Source organism: Devosia sp., from assembly GCF_014860165.1.
Lineage (GTDB): Bacteria > Pseudomonadota > Alphaproteobacteria > Rhizobiales > Devosiaceae > Devosia.
This window is the reverse complement of sequence record NZ_JACZKG010000045.1, coordinates 1-14,567: the sequence shown is the minus strand read 5'-3', so window position 1 is coordinate 14,567 and position 14,567 is coordinate 1. Positions and strand designations below refer to the sequence as shown.

Here is a 14,567-nt window from a genome sequence, read left to right as displayed (position 1 = left end):
GCGAAGCGTCTTCGCCGGTGCAAAACCCGGACAAATGTCCGGTTCGTTTGGAGGAGACTACCATGACTAAGACAGCAATCGTGCTCGGCACGATCGCCTCGATGTTCCTCGGCGGCACTGCCATTGCCCAGGACACCTTTACCTTCGCCGTCGTGCCCAAGGCCATGAACAACCCGTTCTTCGACCTGACCCGTGATGGTTGCGAAGCCCGTGCCAAGGAACTGGGCAACGTGACCTGCATGTATATCGGTCCGGTTGAGCACGAAGCCACCACCCAGGCCCAGATCATCGAAGATCTGATCACCCAGGGCGTTGATGGCCTGGCCATCTCCGTATCCGATATCGCTGCCGCCACCACCGTGATCGATCGCGCCACCGCAGCCGGTATCGCCGTCATCACCTTCGACTCCGACGCTCCCGACAGCACCCGTACCGCCTATGTCGGCACCGACAACAAGCTGTTCGGCGTCGACCTGGGCAAGCTGCTGCTGCAGGTTGCTCCCGAAGGCGGCACCTATGGCATGATCTCGGGCGGCGCTGCTGCTCCGAACCTTGCCCTGCGCGTCGATGGCGTTCGCGAAGCCCTGGCCGGTTCGGCCTGGACTGAAGTCCCCGGCTCGCCGACCTTCTCGAACGACGACATCGCGCTTGCCGTGCAGCAGATGGGCGACCTCAAGACCGCCAACCCCGACATCAAGGCAATTGTGCCGGTCGGCGGCTGGCCGATGTTCGCTCCCGATGGCTGGAAGAACTTCGTCGACCAGTACAAGGCAGACGTCGACAGCGGCGCCCTGGCGCTCGTCGTCGCCGACACGCTGCCCCAGCAGCTGCAGCTGCTCAAGGAAGGCTATGCGCATGGCCTGGTTGGCCAGCGTCCCTACGAAATGGGCCAGAAGGCCATGGACACCCTGCTCGCCATCAAGAACGGCGAGACCGTTGAAGAAATCATCTACACCGGCAATGACGTCGTCACCGCCGCAAACGTCGATGAATTCCTGAAGTAAGGCTCGGCCTTCACATAGCCCGGTCGCCCTTTCCAGGGCGGCCGGGCTTTTGATTCCTGGCGCCGTCCCGTGACCGCCCCGAGTCGCCGACAGCAGCTTGATCGAGCGTCAGTCGCTCCTGCTGATCGACCATAACGGCCAAGATTGTTCCCCGAGACCGACAACATTGCCCAGCCAGTCCATGACCGGCACGCAGCGTTCGACTGCGTCGCGATCTATGCGATTGGCGCATGGAGCGCATGCAACAACTTTTTAGCCTAGCGGGCGTTCGAGCTTTACCCAAGAACACGGCGGTTCGTCACTGACAGGGATGCCCGGTGAAGCCTTACTCCAACCTGCCCAATCGTCGTCAGATCCTCAAAGGCCTTGGCGCCTCCGCTTTCCTCCTCTCCACGACATCGCTGACTCAGCCAGCCCTGGCGCAGGATCAGAGCGAATTTGCCTTCGATTATGACAGCTTCAGCGCGCGCATGCAGGAGCTCGCCAAGGCCCCGTTTACGCCGGTTACAGCCGCTCTCCCCGAGGCTTTCCAGCAGCTCGATTATGACGCCTACCGGAAGATCCAGTATCGCGCCGATGCTGGCAAATGGGCCGATGACAATGCCGGCTACCGCCTGCAGGCCTTCCATCTGGGCTGGCTCTATGCCGAGCCGGTAAAGGTCTTCGAGGTCCAGGCGGGCAAGGCCCGTCCCGTGGACTTTAGCGCATCTGATTTTCAGTATTATGACACTGCCGTGGCCGAGGCGGCCCAGTCCCAGGACTTCCCCGGGGTCGCCGGCTTCCGCGTCAACTATCCGCTCAACCGGCCCGAGGCCTATGACGAACTGGTCTCCTTCCTGGGCGCCAGCTACTTCCGCTCGCTCGGCCGCGACAACATCTACGGCCTGAGCGCCCGCGGCCTCGTGCTCAATTCCTGGGTCGACCTGCCCGAGGAATTCCCGCGCTTCTCCGAATTCTATGTCGAAAAACCCCAGCCTGGCGGGCCTTTGACGGTCTATGCCGCGCTCGACAGCCAGAGTGTCACCGGCGCCTATCGCTTCGTCATCACCCCGGCCAGCGATGCCGCGCAGGAAACCACCATGGATGTGAGGGCGCGGCTCTATTTCCGCGCCGACGTCAAGGAGCTGGGCGTTGCCCCGCTCACCTCCATGTTCCTCTATGCCGAGGCCAATCGCGGCGGCTTCGATGACTATCGTCCCCAGGTGCATGACAGCAACGGCCTGCTCGTTGAGCGGGAGGGCGGCGAAGTCATGTGGCGCGCCCTCAACAATGGCCCGACGCTGGGCAATTCCTACTTCTGGGAAAACAACCCTCAGGCATTCGGCCTCTATCAGCGCGGGCGCGATTTCCAATCCTACCAGGATGCCGGTGCTCACTACGAGCGGCGGCCCTCGCTGCGGGTCGAGCCACAGGGCCAGTGGGGCCAGGGCATGGTCCGCCTAATCGAGATTCCGGCCAAGCTGGAAGCCGACGACAATATCGTCGCCTTCTGGATTCCGGCCGAGCCGGCTTTGGCTGGGCAGTCGCGCGAATATGCCTATCGGCTGATCTGGGGCAATCTCGATCCGGACCCGAACGCGCCGACGGCCTATGTCGCCGAGACCCGCGCCGGCGTCGGCGGGGTATCGGGCGTGGAGAATGCTGCCAGCCTCCGCAAGTTCGTCGTCGACTTCAAGGGCGGCGAGCTGGACACATTTTCGCCGGGAACGCCGATAGATGTGCTCGCGACCATCGGCAGCGGCGGCGTGATGCGCAATTCCGTGCTGTCACGCGTCGACGCCAACGGCGTCTGGCGACTGGTCATGGACGTTGAGACCGACGGCGTCGCGCCGCTCGAGCTCAAGGCCTACCTTGTTGGTTTGGGGAAGAAGCTGACTGAAACCTGGCTCTACCAGTGGAGACCCCTCGCATGAAGCACACCACCGAATTTCCCTTCGCCAACGCCCTTCCCGACGCGCCCCTCCAAATGCCCAAGCAGCAGCTGGAATATCGCCGCTCCCTGTTCAGGGTCCTGCGCGACACGCTGTCAGCGTTCGCCGGGCGTTGATCGAGACACATCGACCCATGGGTTGGCCCGTCCTGTTCCGTTGCGGCGCCCTGCTCACCGCGCTGGGTTTCAGCTTGGTCGGCAGTTACCTGTTCCTGCGCCTGGCGGGGGAGGGGAGCCTCAACGCGCTTGACCTGCTGCGCTGCCTGCTGGTGGCCATCAGCGGCTTCTGGCTGGTCTGGGGCAGCGCCGCCGCCGTGCTCGGCGTCTTCCGGCTCAGGCCCAAAGTCACGCCCTCGGTGGCGCCGCTTTCGGGCCGCACCGCCATCCTGGTGCCGATCTACAACGAAGATCCGGTCGCCACCTTCTCGCGCATCGCCGCAATGAACCGCAGCCTGATCGCCGAAGGCCAGGCCGAACATTTCCACTTCGCCGTGCTGTCGGACACCCAGGCCATGGACTGCGCCACGCAGGAGGCGGTGTGGTTCGACCGCCTGCGGCAGGAACCGCAAAGCGAAGGCCGCATCTTCTATCGGCGCCGCGAGCGCAATATCGGCCGCAAGGCCGGCAATATCGAGGATTTCATCGCCCACTCGGGCGGCGCCTACGACTATGCGCTGATCCTGGATGCCGACAGCCTGATGGAAGGGGCCACCATCGTGGCCATGATGCGCCGGATGGAGGAAGATCCGGAGCTCGGCCTGCTGCAGACCGTGCCGCGCATCATCAATGCCCGTACCGTGTTCGGCCGCTCCATCCAGTTCGCGGCCTCCTACCTGTCCCCCACCTTTGCCCGCGGCGCCGCGCTGATGCAGGGGCGGGAAGGTCCCTATTGGGGTCACAACGCCATCGTTCGCATGCGCGCCTTTGCGGCGAGCTGCGGCCTGCCCGAACTCTCGGGCACGCCACCCTTTGGCGGCCACATCCTCAGCCACGACTATGTCGAAGCCGCGCTGCTCTCGCGCGCTGGCTGGAAGGTTGAGGTCGATCCATGGCTGCAGGGGTCCTATGAAGAGGGCCCCGAAAACCTGATCGAATATGCCAAGCGCGACCGCCGCTGGTGCCAGGGCAACCTGCAGCATGGCCGATTGCTGGCCGCGCCGGGTCTCAAGGTGTGGAGCCGGTTTACCTTCATCCAGGGCATCATGGCCTATCTGGCTTCCCCGCTCTGGCTGGCTTTACTGATCACCAGCATCGTCGCGGGCGTCATGCCCGAGCAGCCGCCCGTCCTGGCAGGGCTGGGCGTCCCGCTGGTGGAGGTCTGGGCCCTGGGCATTGCCGTGGCCGCCATCCTTGTCCTGCCCAAGATGCTGATCCTGATCCGCGGCGCGCTCGATGGCGAGAACCGCCGTTTCGGCGGCACACCGCTCGCACTGTTGTCGGTGCTGGGCGAGATCGCGCTGTCGACGCTATTGGCGCCCACCATGCTACTGCTGCAGACCCGCGCCGTGGCGCAGGTTGTGCTGGGGCTCGATGGCGGCTGGCCGCCCACCGGGCGCGGGCAGAACTGGGTCGGCGTCGCCGAGGCGTTCCGCGCCAGCTGGTGGATCGTCGCCCTGGCCACGCTGGCCCTTGGCGGCACGCTTGCCTTCGCCCCCGCAGTGGCGGTCTGGGTGGCGCCCGCCATGCTGCCGGCCATGGTCGCCCCCCTGCTGATTTCGGCGACCTCGCGCCCATCGGACCGAAATCTGCCGCTGCCCTTCCGCACGGAAATCGAGATCACGCCGCCGCCGGTTCTGGTCGAGCAGCGCGCCATCCTGTCGGCCTGGGCCATTCCCGGCATCCCGCTGGAAACCGAATCCCCGCTGCTCCCGCTGAGAACGGCTAGCCATGTCCCTGCCTGATACCACGGTCCATCGCTCCGCTGGCCTGCTCGGCCCCGCCTGGATGCGCGCCATCTGGTCGCCCGCTGCCGCGCGCGATGTCGCCGGCGCGCCAGTGGGCCGCGATGCCCGCCTCGATATGTTTCGCGGCATTGCCCTGGTGATGATCTTCATCAATCACGTGCCGGGCACCATTTACGAGAATTTCACCAACCGCAATTTCGGCTTCTCGGACGCGGCCGAGGCTTTCGTGTTCATGTCGGGCATGGCGGCGGGGCTGGCCTATTCCAATGGCTTCCGCACGGGCAATCTGTGGCTGGCCATTGCCAAAGTCTGGGCCCGTGCCCGGCAGCTCTACTTCGTGCACATCACCATCACCATGCTGTGCCTGGGCATCTTCGCCGCCGCCGCCCTGTGGTTCGGCCTGCCCGAAGTGATGCAGACGAACAATATCGCCCCGATTTACGGCAAGCCCCTGAGCACGCTGATCGGCATTCCGCTGCTGACCCACCAACTGGGCTATCTCAACATCCTGCCGCTCTACACCGTGCTGCTGCTGGCCACACCGGTCTTTCTCGTGATCGGCCTGCGCCGCCCGTGGGTGTTGCTGCTGCTGTCGGTTGCCCTGTGGGTGGTCGCCGGCCAGTTCCGCCTCAATCTGCCGAACTTCCCCACCTCCGGTGGCTGGTTCTTCAACCCGCTGTCCTGGCAGTTCCTGTTCGTCGTTGGCCTGCTGTCGGGCGTCGCCCTGAAGGCGGGCAAGCGCTTTGTGCCTTATCATCCGGTGCTGTTCGGCCTCGCGGCGGCCTTCGTTGCCTTCGTCCTGCTCTGGGTCCGGATTCCGGAACTGGGCGCCCTCGGCCGCAGCGGCCTGACCATGATCGCCGATGCCGGCGCGCCCTTTTACATCACCTGGTTTGACAAGACCTTCCTGGCTCTGCCGCGGCTGCTGCATGCCCTGGCTCTGTTCTATGTGCTCGGCCACCTGCCCATCATGCGGACCATTGCCGCCTCCTCGATCGCGGCGCCATTCCGGCTGCTTGGACGGCAGGGCCTGGCGGTGTTCGCCGCCGGCACGGTGATCAGCATGTTCCTGCAGGTGGTCAAGACGCCGCGCCAACCCGATCCCCTGTTCGATGGCCTCGTCCTGGGCGGCGGACTTCTGGTCCTGCTTGCCCTCGCCTGGGTGCTGACCCGCACCGCCGAGCTCAGGGCGTCGTCTCGAAATGCCGCCACCCAATCCCGCGCCTAGGCGGGCGCCCTGTCAGGGCAGCCTGTGCGCGTCGGTGACCAGGGCGTCGCGCAGCGCCAGGTTGCTGGTATTGCGCAGGTCGAGATCGGCCTCGATATGGTCGATATGGGTGAGCAGCAGCCGGCCGGCGAGCTCGCCATCGCGCTGCTCGAGCGCCGCCAGGATATTGCCGTGGTCGCCATGGCCGCAGCTCGAAGCGCCCGAGCGGCCATAGAGTGCGATGACCAGCGATGAGCGGGCGACCAGTTCTTCCATGAAGCGCAGCAGGATGGCATTGCCCGCCACCTTGGCCAGCAGCAGGTGAAAATCGCCGGATGCGTGGATTTCCGCGCGCCGCGCCGTCGGCCCGCGCTGATGCAGCAATTCGCTCTCATGGTGCAGCCGCTCGCGGAAGGCAGCAACCTCGCCGCTGGTGATGCGCTGGGCGGCGGCGAGCGCCAGTCCCGGCTCGATCAGGCGCCGTGAGGCAAAGACCTGCCGCGCCTCTTCCGGCGTCGGATTGGCGACGAAGGCCCCGCGATTGCGCTCGGTCTTGACCAGCCCCTCAAAGGCCAGCGCCTGCAAGGCGGCGCGCACCACTGTGCGGCTGACATCGAACAGCGTCCCGACTTCGGCCTCGTTGAGCTTGGTGCCCGGCGCCAGCCGGCGATCGACAATGGCATCGCGCAGGTGGTCGCGGATCATCGCAGCGCGATCCTCGGCAACGGGCGGCAGGGCGAAGGTCTGGTCGGCGAGCGTCATGCGTCATTCATAGGGTCATTCGTCGCGCCGCGAAAGCGAGAAGTCGCATACAGTCACAAGACAAGATTGCATACAATTTCGGCGCGTGATGGGAACACGTGCCCACAAATCGAGCAAAAACGAGTGCTGCCCATAAATCGTACAACGCCGATGATCCGCGATTTCTGAACTGTAACAGCAGGTTAACCCCCGCGCCGCCGACTGGCATGGCGGATGCATAGTCATGTCCCGACAAACGGGAGACGACTGGATGTCGAAAGCCGCCGAGATCGATCTCGCTTCGGTTTCCAAGATCTACGGCAAGACCACTGCCGTCGATGCCATCAGCCTCAAGATACCCGCCGGGAGCTATTGCTGCCTGCTCGGCCCCTCCGGCTGCGGCAAGACCTCGACCCTGCGCATGATCGCCGGGCATGAAAGCGTCTCCATCGGCGATATCGTGCTTGGCAAGGACGTGGTGACCCATCTGCCGCCGGCCAAACGCGGCACGGCCATGATGTTCCAGTCCTATGCGCTGTTTCCCCATCTCGACCTCGTCGACAACGTCGCCTTCAGCCTCAAGATGGCCGGCATTGGCAAGGACATGCGCCGGGCGCGTGCCCTCGACATGCTCAAGCTCATGCAGATGGACGCCTATGCTAACAGAAAGCCGGCGCAGCTTTCCGGCGGCCAGCAGCAACGCGTCGCCCTGGCCCGCGCGCTGATCACCGATCCGGAGGCGCTGCTGCTCGATGAGCCGCTCTCGGCGCTCGATCCCTTCCTCAAGATCCGCATGCGGGCCGAGCTCAAGAAGCTGCAGAAGCAGCTCGGCATCACCTTCGTCCACGTCACCCATAGCCAGGAAGAGGCCATGGCCCTGGCCGACCTCATCGTGGTGATGAATGACGGCCGTATCGAACAGGCCGCGAGCCCCCGCGAGGTGTTCGAGCGCCCCGCCACTGCCTTCGTCGCCCGCTTCATGGGCGATCACAACGTGATCGCGGGCAAGGTGGTCGGCTCGTCCAACGGGCTCGTCAGTTTCGAGGTGGTCGGCGGCGGGACCTTCTCGGCGTCGGGGGAACCGCGGCCCGCCGGCTCCGATGTCGATGCTGCCATCCGCACCGATCACGTCCGGATCGGCGAAAGCCCCGTCAAGGGCCTGGGCTTCACCGGCATCGTCACCAACCTCGAATATCGCGGGGGCACCATCAAACTCACCATCGAAGGCGCCGGTATCGCCGAATTCACCGCCATCATCACCGACACCGCCTACTACGCGACGCCAGTCGCCGTGGGCGATGCGGTGCCCCTCCATTGGGACGCCGGGGACGCCATCATCCTCGGTCCGCTCAATTCGTAATCACAAGCCAGCAAACAGGGACATTAGGCTATGACAGAGACGACCAAGACCTCAGGCATTACCCGCCGCAACCTGCTCAAATCAGGCGCGGCCGCCATGGCCGGCGCCGCCGTCGGCTCGGGCGCCATCACCGGCTTCCCCACCATCTGGGCGCAGAACCCGATCACCCTGCGCCAGTTCGGCACCGGCGTGTCCAACCTCAATGCCATTGCCGAAAAGTGCAAGGAAGACCTCGGCATCACGCTCGAGATGACGGCGACGGACTCCGACGCCGCCGCCCAGCGCGCCGTAACCCAGCCCGACAGCTACGACATCGCCGATATCGAATACTGGATCCTCAAGAAGGTGTTCCCGACGGGCGTGATCCAGCCGATGGATACCTCCAGGCTGACCTATTACGACAAGATCGTACCGCTGTTCAAAACCGGCAAGCTTTTGCCCGATAGCGTCATCGCCCAGGGCACGGCCCCGCATACGGTGGGCTTCGTCGAGAGCGCAGACAGCAAGGAATTCGCCAAGGGCGAGACCGGCTGGTTCACCATGGTCCCGACGATCTACAATGCCGACACCCTCGGCATTCGCCCCGACCTCGTCGGCCGCGACATCACCACCTGGGCCGACATCATGGACCCGGCCTTCAAGGGCAAGACGGCCATCATCAACGTGCCCTCGATCGGCATCATGGATGCGGCGATGATCATGGAAGCCATGGGCAACATCACCTATGGCGACAAGGGCAACATGACCACGGCCGAAATCGACGCCACCATCGATTTCCTGATCAAGGCCAAGCAGGACGGCCAGTTCCGCGCCTTCTGGAAGAGCTTCGACGAGTCGGTGAACCTGATGAGCTCAGGGGAAGTGGTGATCCAGTCCATGTGGTCGCCGGCCGTCGCCGCCGTGCGCTCCAAGGGCATCGCCTGCAAATACCAGCCGCTCAAGGAAGGCTATCGCTCCTGGGGTGGTGGCCTGGGCCTCGCCGCGCATCTGCAGGGCGCCCAGCTCGACGCGGCCTACGAATATATCAACTGGTACACCTCCGGCTGGGTCGGCGGCTATCTCAACCGCCAAGGCTACTATTCCGCCGCCATGGAAACGGCCAAGGAATACATGTCCGAGGACGAATGGGGCTACTGGATCGAAGGCAAGCCGGCCGTTGGCGAGATCAAGGCACCCGATGGCACCGTGATGGAAAAGGCCGGCGCCGTGCGTGACGGCGGCTCCTTCGAAGAACGCATGGGCAAGGTCGCCTGCTGGAACTCGGTGATGGACGAAGACCGCTACATGGTCCGCCGCTGGAACGAGTTCATCGCCGCTTGATGAGATGGGGCTCTGTCATCGGCAGGGTCCCGCCCTCATGGGGCACACCGCCTCCACAGCGTCATCACCCGGCTTGTCCGGGTGATCCATTCCCAGCGCGTGCCGAAGCATGGATTGCCGGGCAATGACGATGGAACTGTGGGTACGAGGAAGGATGCAACGCTGATGCAGAGGACAGTCCAATGAACAACCTGCTGACACGCGCCACGCCCTACCTGCAGGCCACCCCTCTCCTTCTTATCCTCGGCTTCTTCCTCGCCATCCCCATCCTGCTGCTGCTCGTCGTCAGTTTCTGGGACTACGACTTTGCCGGCATGTATCCCGATTTCGTCACCTTCAACTATGCCGAGACGCTCGGCTCCTGGGTCACCTGGAAGACCTACGGCAATACCCTGAAATTTGCCGCCATCGTCTGGGCCATCACGGCGTTCCTCGGCTTCTGGGTCGCCTATTTCCTGGCCTTCCACGTCAAGACCGCGACCATGCAGATGGTGCTGTTCCTGGTCTGCACCGTGCCCTTCCTCACCTCCAACATCATCCGCATGATCTCCTGGATCCCTGTGCTGGGCCGCAACGGGCTGGTCAATTCGGGCCTCGTCGGGGCCGGTGTCATCGACCAGCCCATTGAGTGGCTGCTCTATTCCGATTTCGCCGTGATCCTCGCCATGGTGCATCTCTATACGCTGTTCATGGTCACCCCGATCTTCAACACCATGATGCGCATCGACAAATCCCTGGTCGAGGCCGCACGCGATGCTGGCGCCAGGGATTGGCAGATCATCTGGAATGTCATCCTGCCGCTGGCCAAGCCGGGCATCGCCATCGGCACCATCTTCGTGGTCACCCTGGTCATGGCCGATTTTTCCACCGTGCAGGTGATGAGCGGCGGCCAGAGCGCTTCGGTGGCACTGATGATGCGTAACCAGATGTCGCTGCTGCAATATCCGGCCGCCGCCGCCAATGCCATCGTGCTGCTGGTGCTGGTGCTCTCAATGGTCGCAGGCATCCTCCGCATCGTCGATATCCGCAAGGAGCTCTGAAGCATGCATCGAGAAAGCCGCCCGATTTCTTTCTATGTGCTTGCAGCCTTCTTCGGACTCTTCGTGCTGTTCCTCTATGGCCCGCTCTCGGCCGTGTTCATCCTCAGCTTCCAGGGTCCGCAGGGCGGGCTGACCTTCCCGCTCAATGGCGTATCGCTGCGCTGGTTCCAGAACTTGTTCGAGACCCAGGCCGTCGGCAATTTCGGCGCCAGCTTCGGCCGCTCATTCGCGCTGGGGTTGATGGTCATGACGGCAACCGTGCTCGTGTCGCTCCTCGCGGGCCTCGCCTTTCGCCGGCGGTTCGTCGGCGCCAGCCCGCTCTTCTACCTGACGGTGGCGAGCCTGGTGGTCCCCTCCATCATTGTCTCGCTGGGCATCGGCGTGCTGTTCCAGCAGATCGGCTGGCGCCCGGCCTGGTTCACTTCCGCCTATGGCGCCCATCTCACCTGGACGCTGCCCTTTGGCGTGCTGATCATGTTCGCCGTCTTCAACCGCTTCTCGCCCTCCTACGAGGAAGCCGCGCGCGATCTTGGCGCCAGTTCGTGGCAGACCTTCTACCATGTGGTGCTGCCGATGATCGCCCCGAGCCTGATCGGCGTTGGCCTCTTTGGTTTCTCGTTGAGCTATGACGAATTCGCCCGCACCCTGATGACCTCGGGCAGCTCCAACACCCTGCCGCTCGAAATCTACGGCATGACCACCAACGTTACGACGCCCGTCCTCTATGCCCTGGGCACGGTGACGACGCTGTTCTCATTCCTGGTGATCATGGTGACGCTCGGCGCTATTCTCATCGTCAACCGCCGCCGGGCCCGCGCATGATTTCCATCGCCGTCATCAATCCCAACACCACATCAAGCATGACGGCGACCATTGCCGATGCGGCGCGGCAGGTCGCGGCGGCGAATACCGAAATCGTCGCGATCACCTCCAGCATGGGGCCGGTCTCCATCGAAGGCTATTACGACGAGGCCTTCGCGCTGCCCGGGCTGCTGCGCGAAATCGCGGCGGCGCAGCGTGCAGGGGCCCAGGCCGCGGTCATCGCCTGCTTCGACGATACCGGCCTCGACGCGGCCCGGGCGATGGCGACCATTCCCGTCATCGGCATCTGCGAGGCCGCCCTGGCCACCGCCGCCTTCATCGCCAAGCGCTTCACCGTGGTCACCACCATGGAGCGCTCCCGCGTGCCGATCGAGGAACTGGCGCAGCGCTATGGCATGGCCGGCCGCGCCCGCATCCGCGCCGCCAATATCGCCGTGCTGGCGCTGGAAGACCCCAATTCCGGCGCCCGCGACCGCCTGCGCAACGAAATCGTCCGCGCCATCGGCGAGGACAATGCCGAGGCGATCGTGCTGGGCTGCGCCGGCATGGCCGACCTGGCGCGCACCCTGCAGGCCGAATTCGGCATGCCTGTGATCGACGGCGTCGGCGCGGCCGTCAAGCAGGCCGAGGCCCTGATCGCCCTGGGCCTCACCACCAGCAAGCGCGGCGCCTATGCCGCGCCCGTGCCAAAACCCTATCTCGGCGCGCTCAGCGAATTCGCCCCGGCATGAACCGGACGATCCGCAACCTCGATCTGTCCGAAATCGCCACGCTGCTTGATTGGGCCGCGGCCGAAAGCTGGAATCCGGGCCTTGGTGACGCGGCCGCCTTCCAGGCAGCCGATCCCCATGGTTTTTTCGGCGCCTTTGCCGATGGCGTCATGGTCGCGGGCATTTCGGCCGTGGCCTATGACGCCAATTTCGGCTTCATCGGGCTCTATATCTGCCATCCCGACTGGCGCGGGCAGGGCCATGGCAAGGCGGTCTGGGACAGGGGCATGGCCTATCTCGCCAAGCGCACCATCGGCCTGGACGGCGTCCCCGAACAGCAGGCCAACTATGCCAGCATGGGCTTTGTCCCCGCCTATCAAACCATCCGCATGAGCGGGACGCTGCCACCCGGCCGTCCTCCCACCGCGCTGTCACCCGCGACGCCGGAGGATATTGCGAGACTCGACAGGCAGTGTTTCCCGGCCCCGCGCCGGGCCTTCCTGCAACATTGGCTCGCCCCACCAAACCGCAGTTTCCTGCATCATGCAGATGGTGTCGTGGACGCCTATGGCGTGGTGCGGCCATGCCGTGACGGTGCCAAGCTCGGCCCACTGTTCGCCCACACCGTCGCGGCGGCCGTCGATATCATCGATACCCTGTCGGGCCCCCTCCACATCGATGTCCCCGCGGTTCAGACCGATTGGCTGGCGGCGCTTTCGGCCCGCGGCTTCAGCCCCGGCTTTCAGACCACCCGCATGTATCGTGGCCCGGCGCCAACCATCAGCCTCGATCGCGTCTTTGGCGTCACCAGCCTCGAACTGGGTTAGCGGCGGCTGCCTGTCGCCCGCAGGTCCTGGTAGGCATCCTCGACGATGGCGATATGCTGGCGCATGGCCCATTCGGCCTTGGCGCGATCACCCTGCAGGATCGCGTCGACCACCACGCCATGCTCGGCATGGGACCGGCTGAGCCGGCCCAGCGCCTGGAATTGCGCGCGACGGAACGGCTGCAATCGCTGCCGGGTCGAGCGCGTCACCTCCGCCAGATAGCCGTTGTGCGCCCCGTCATAAATGGCCGAGTGGAACGCTTCATTGGCCTCGACATAGCCGGCATGATCGCCCTCGCGGACGATGTGGGCCATGCTGATATGCAGCGCATCGAGCGCCTCGCGCTCGGCGGCGGTCATGGCGACCGCGGAGAGGCCGGCACACAGTGCCTCGAGATAGGCCATGACTTCGAACATCCCTGCCAGCGTCGCGTCGTCGGGCTTGGCGACGAGCGCGCGGGCATGCGGCTTCTGGTCGATCAACCCGCTGGCCGCCAAGAGGCGCAGCGCCTCGCGGATGGGGGTGCGCGATACCGAGAACTCGCTGGCAAGGCTGGTTTCGTCGAGCGGCGTGCCGGGCGCCAGTTCGCCGCAAATGATGCGGGCCGCCAGTTGCTGCCTTATGTCCTCGGCCGATGTGCGGGGGCGCTTGATCACGCTCTCTGAGTCTTTCTGTGATTCACGTCTTGGGCATCATGCTGACATGGGCGGCCGCCACGCACCAACCCGCTGCTGTGCGCAGCCACGTCTGCTGCTGCCGCCCGACCTGGCCGGGAAAGTCCTCCCGATAGAACAGGGTGGAGGCGGTGGCAACATCGCTGCCATAGGTGACGATGACAAGGCTGTCGAGCGTCCGCGTGAACGGATGCTGCTGGGCGCGGAAGGCGCGGATCGCATCAATGCCATACTGGATCTCGCCGACGCCATAGCGCACGGTATCGGCGCGCTGCACGAACATGGCGTCCAGCACATCAGCATCATGGGCCAGCAGCGCGCGCTCGTAGCGCTCAAAAGCGTCGCGCACCTCGGCGACCACGGCTGGATCGTTGAGGATCATGCCGACACGCTTTCGACGGCGGCCGCCAGCTGGGCGAGGGGCGTCACCCAGCCGACAATGCCGCCCTGGGCCGCAATCATCTCGACGGTGGCCGCCTTGAAGGCGGGAAAGTAGCTCTCGGTGGCGTCCTCGATCAGCAGGCATTCATAGCCCCGGTCATTGGCCTCGCGCATCGAGGTCTGGACGCACACTTCCGTGGTGACGCCGGCAAAGACCAAGTGGGTGATGCCCATGCCCTGCAGCGTCTCATGGATGCCGGTGGCCCAGAACATGCCTTTGCCCGGCTTGTCGATGACGATCTCACCCGGCAGAGGCGCCAGGGCATCGACGATCTGGTTGCCCGGTTCGCCCGCGATCAGGATGCGGCCCATGGCGCCCATCTCGCCGATCCGCATACCCGGCTTGCCGCGGGCAATCTTGGCGGGTGGGCAATCGCTGAGGTCAGGCCGGTGCGCCTCGCGCGTGTGGACGATTGCCCAGCCCTGGCGGCGGAACAAGGCGATCAGTTCGGCGGCGGTGGGAATAATGGCTTCCAGCAAGGCGACATTGTTGCCGAGACTGGCGCCAAAGCCGCCGGGCTCTATGAAATCACGCTGCATGTCGATGACGACCAGCGCGGTATGGGCGGGGTCGAGCTTATATGGAT

General features: G+C 64.7%; 15 protein-coding genes. 11 read left to right on the top strand and 4 right to left on the bottom strand.

What is annotated here, in order from left to right:
• Positions 1 to 62 precede the first annotated feature (62 nt).
• From IH615_RS10780 to IH615_RS10760, 5 genes are all read left to right on the top strand, one after another.
• Complete coding sequence (locus tag IH615_RS10780) at positions 63 to 1,004, top strand: sugar-binding protein (RefSeq protein WP_291361871.1); 942 nt, start codon at positions 63 to 65, stop codon at positions 1,002 to 1,004.
• 317 nt (positions 1,005 to 1,321) lie between these two features.
• A complete protein-coding gene (locus IH615_RS10775; protein ID WP_291361870.1) occupies positions 1,322 to 2,917 on the top strand; it encodes a glucan biosynthesis protein G in 1,596 nt (531 codons plus the stop codon).
• Complete coding sequence (locus tag IH615_RS10770) at positions 2,914 to 3,051, top strand: hypothetical protein (protein WP_291361869.1); 138 nt, start codon at positions 2,914 to 2,916, stop codon at positions 3,049 to 3,051. Before IH615_RS10775 ends, IH615_RS10770 begins: the two co-directional genes overlap by 4 nt.
• A gap of 17 nt (positions 3,052 to 3,068) precedes the next feature.
• Positions 3,069 to 4,835 (top strand): glucans biosynthesis glucosyltransferase MdoH, encoded by a 1,767-nt coding sequence (mdoH, locus tag IH615_RS10765; RefSeq protein ID WP_291361868.1) that lies wholly within the window; start codon positions 3,069 to 3,071, stop codon positions 4,833 to 4,835.
• Positions 4,822 to 6,066, top strand: coding sequence for an OpgC domain-containing protein (locus IH615_RS10760; protein WP_291361867.1), 1,245 nt, complete (start codon positions 4,822 to 4,824; stop codon positions 6,064 to 6,066). The genes mdoH and IH615_RS10760 overlap by 14 nt, the downstream gene beginning before the upstream one ends.
• Positions 6,067 to 6,078: 12 nt before the next feature.
• Here the strand turns inward: IH615_RS10760 and IH615_RS10755 are convergent, their stop codons facing one another.
• Positions 6,079 to 6,807, bottom strand: a complete 729-nt coding sequence (locus IH615_RS10755; protein WP_291361866.1) for a GntR family transcriptional regulator — start codon at positions 6,805 to 6,807, stop codon at positions 6,079 to 6,081.
• Between the two features lie 250 nt (positions 6,808 to 7,057).
• Here IH615_RS10755 and IH615_RS10750 point away from each other — a divergent pair, with 250 nt between their 5' ends.
• From IH615_RS10750 to IH615_RS10725, 6 genes are all read left to right on the top strand, one after another.
• On the top strand, positions 7,058 to 8,146 hold the full coding sequence (locus tag IH615_RS10750) for an ABC transporter ATP-binding protein (RefSeq protein ID WP_291361865.1): 1,089 nt from the start codon (positions 7,058 to 7,060) through the stop codon (positions 8,144 to 8,146).
• Between the two features lie 30 nt (positions 8,147 to 8,176).
• A complete protein-coding gene (locus IH615_RS10745; RefSeq protein WP_291361864.1) occupies positions 8,177 to 9,466 on the top strand; it encodes a PotD/PotF family extracellular solute-binding protein in 1,290 nt (429 codons plus the stop codon).
• Between the two features lie 182 nt (positions 9,467 to 9,648).
• Complete coding sequence (locus IH615_RS10740; RefSeq protein ID WP_291361863.1) at positions 9,649 to 10,506, top strand: ABC transporter permease; 858 nt, start codon at positions 9,649 to 9,651, stop codon at positions 10,504 to 10,506.
• Positions 10,507 to 10,509: 3 nt separating this feature from the next.
• A complete protein-coding gene (locus IH615_RS10735; protein ID WP_291361862.1) occupies positions 10,510 to 11,328 on the top strand; it encodes an ABC transporter permease in 819 nt (272 codons plus the stop codon).
• Complete coding sequence (locus IH615_RS10730; protein WP_291361897.1) at positions 11,328 to 12,059, top strand: aspartate/glutamate racemase family protein; 732 nt, start codon at positions 11,328 to 11,330, stop codon at positions 12,057 to 12,059. Before IH615_RS10735 ends, IH615_RS10730 begins: the two co-directional genes overlap by 1 nt.
• Entirely contained in the window at positions 12,056 to 12,865 is an 810-nt protein-coding gene (locus IH615_RS10725) for a GNAT family N-acetyltransferase (RefSeq protein ID WP_291361861.1), read from the top strand. The genes IH615_RS10730 and IH615_RS10725 overlap by 4 nt, the downstream gene beginning before the upstream one ends.
• On the opposite strand, the gene IH615_RS10720 is transcribed toward IH615_RS10725, so the two are convergent.
• Genes IH615_RS10720 through IH615_RS10710 form a run of 3 tightly spaced genes read right to left on the bottom strand, consistent with a single transcriptional unit; the run spans position 12,862 to position 14,535 of the window.
• Positions 12,862 to 13,521 (bottom strand): GntR family transcriptional regulator, encoded by a 660-nt coding sequence (locus tag IH615_RS10720; RefSeq protein WP_291361860.1) that lies wholly within the window; start codon positions 13,519 to 13,521, stop codon positions 12,862 to 12,864. The two genes, IH615_RS10725 and IH615_RS10720, sit on opposite strands and share 4 nt — an antisense overlap.
• A gap of 22 nt (positions 13,522 to 13,543) precedes the next feature.
• Positions 13,544 to 13,921, bottom strand: coding sequence for an oxalurate catabolism protein HpxZ (gene hpxZ, locus IH615_RS10715; RefSeq protein ID WP_291361859.1), 378 nt, complete (start codon positions 13,919 to 13,921; stop codon positions 13,544 to 13,546).
• The gene (locus IH615_RS10710; protein WP_291361896.1) at positions 13,918 to 14,535 is read right to left on the bottom strand and encodes an isochorismatase family cysteine hydrolase; all 618 of its coding nucleotides are present in this window, start codon (positions 14,533 to 14,535) and stop codon (positions 13,918 to 13,920) included. Before IH615_RS10710 ends, hpxZ begins: the two co-directional genes overlap by 4 nt.
• Positions 14,536 to 14,567 lie beyond the last annotated feature (32 nt).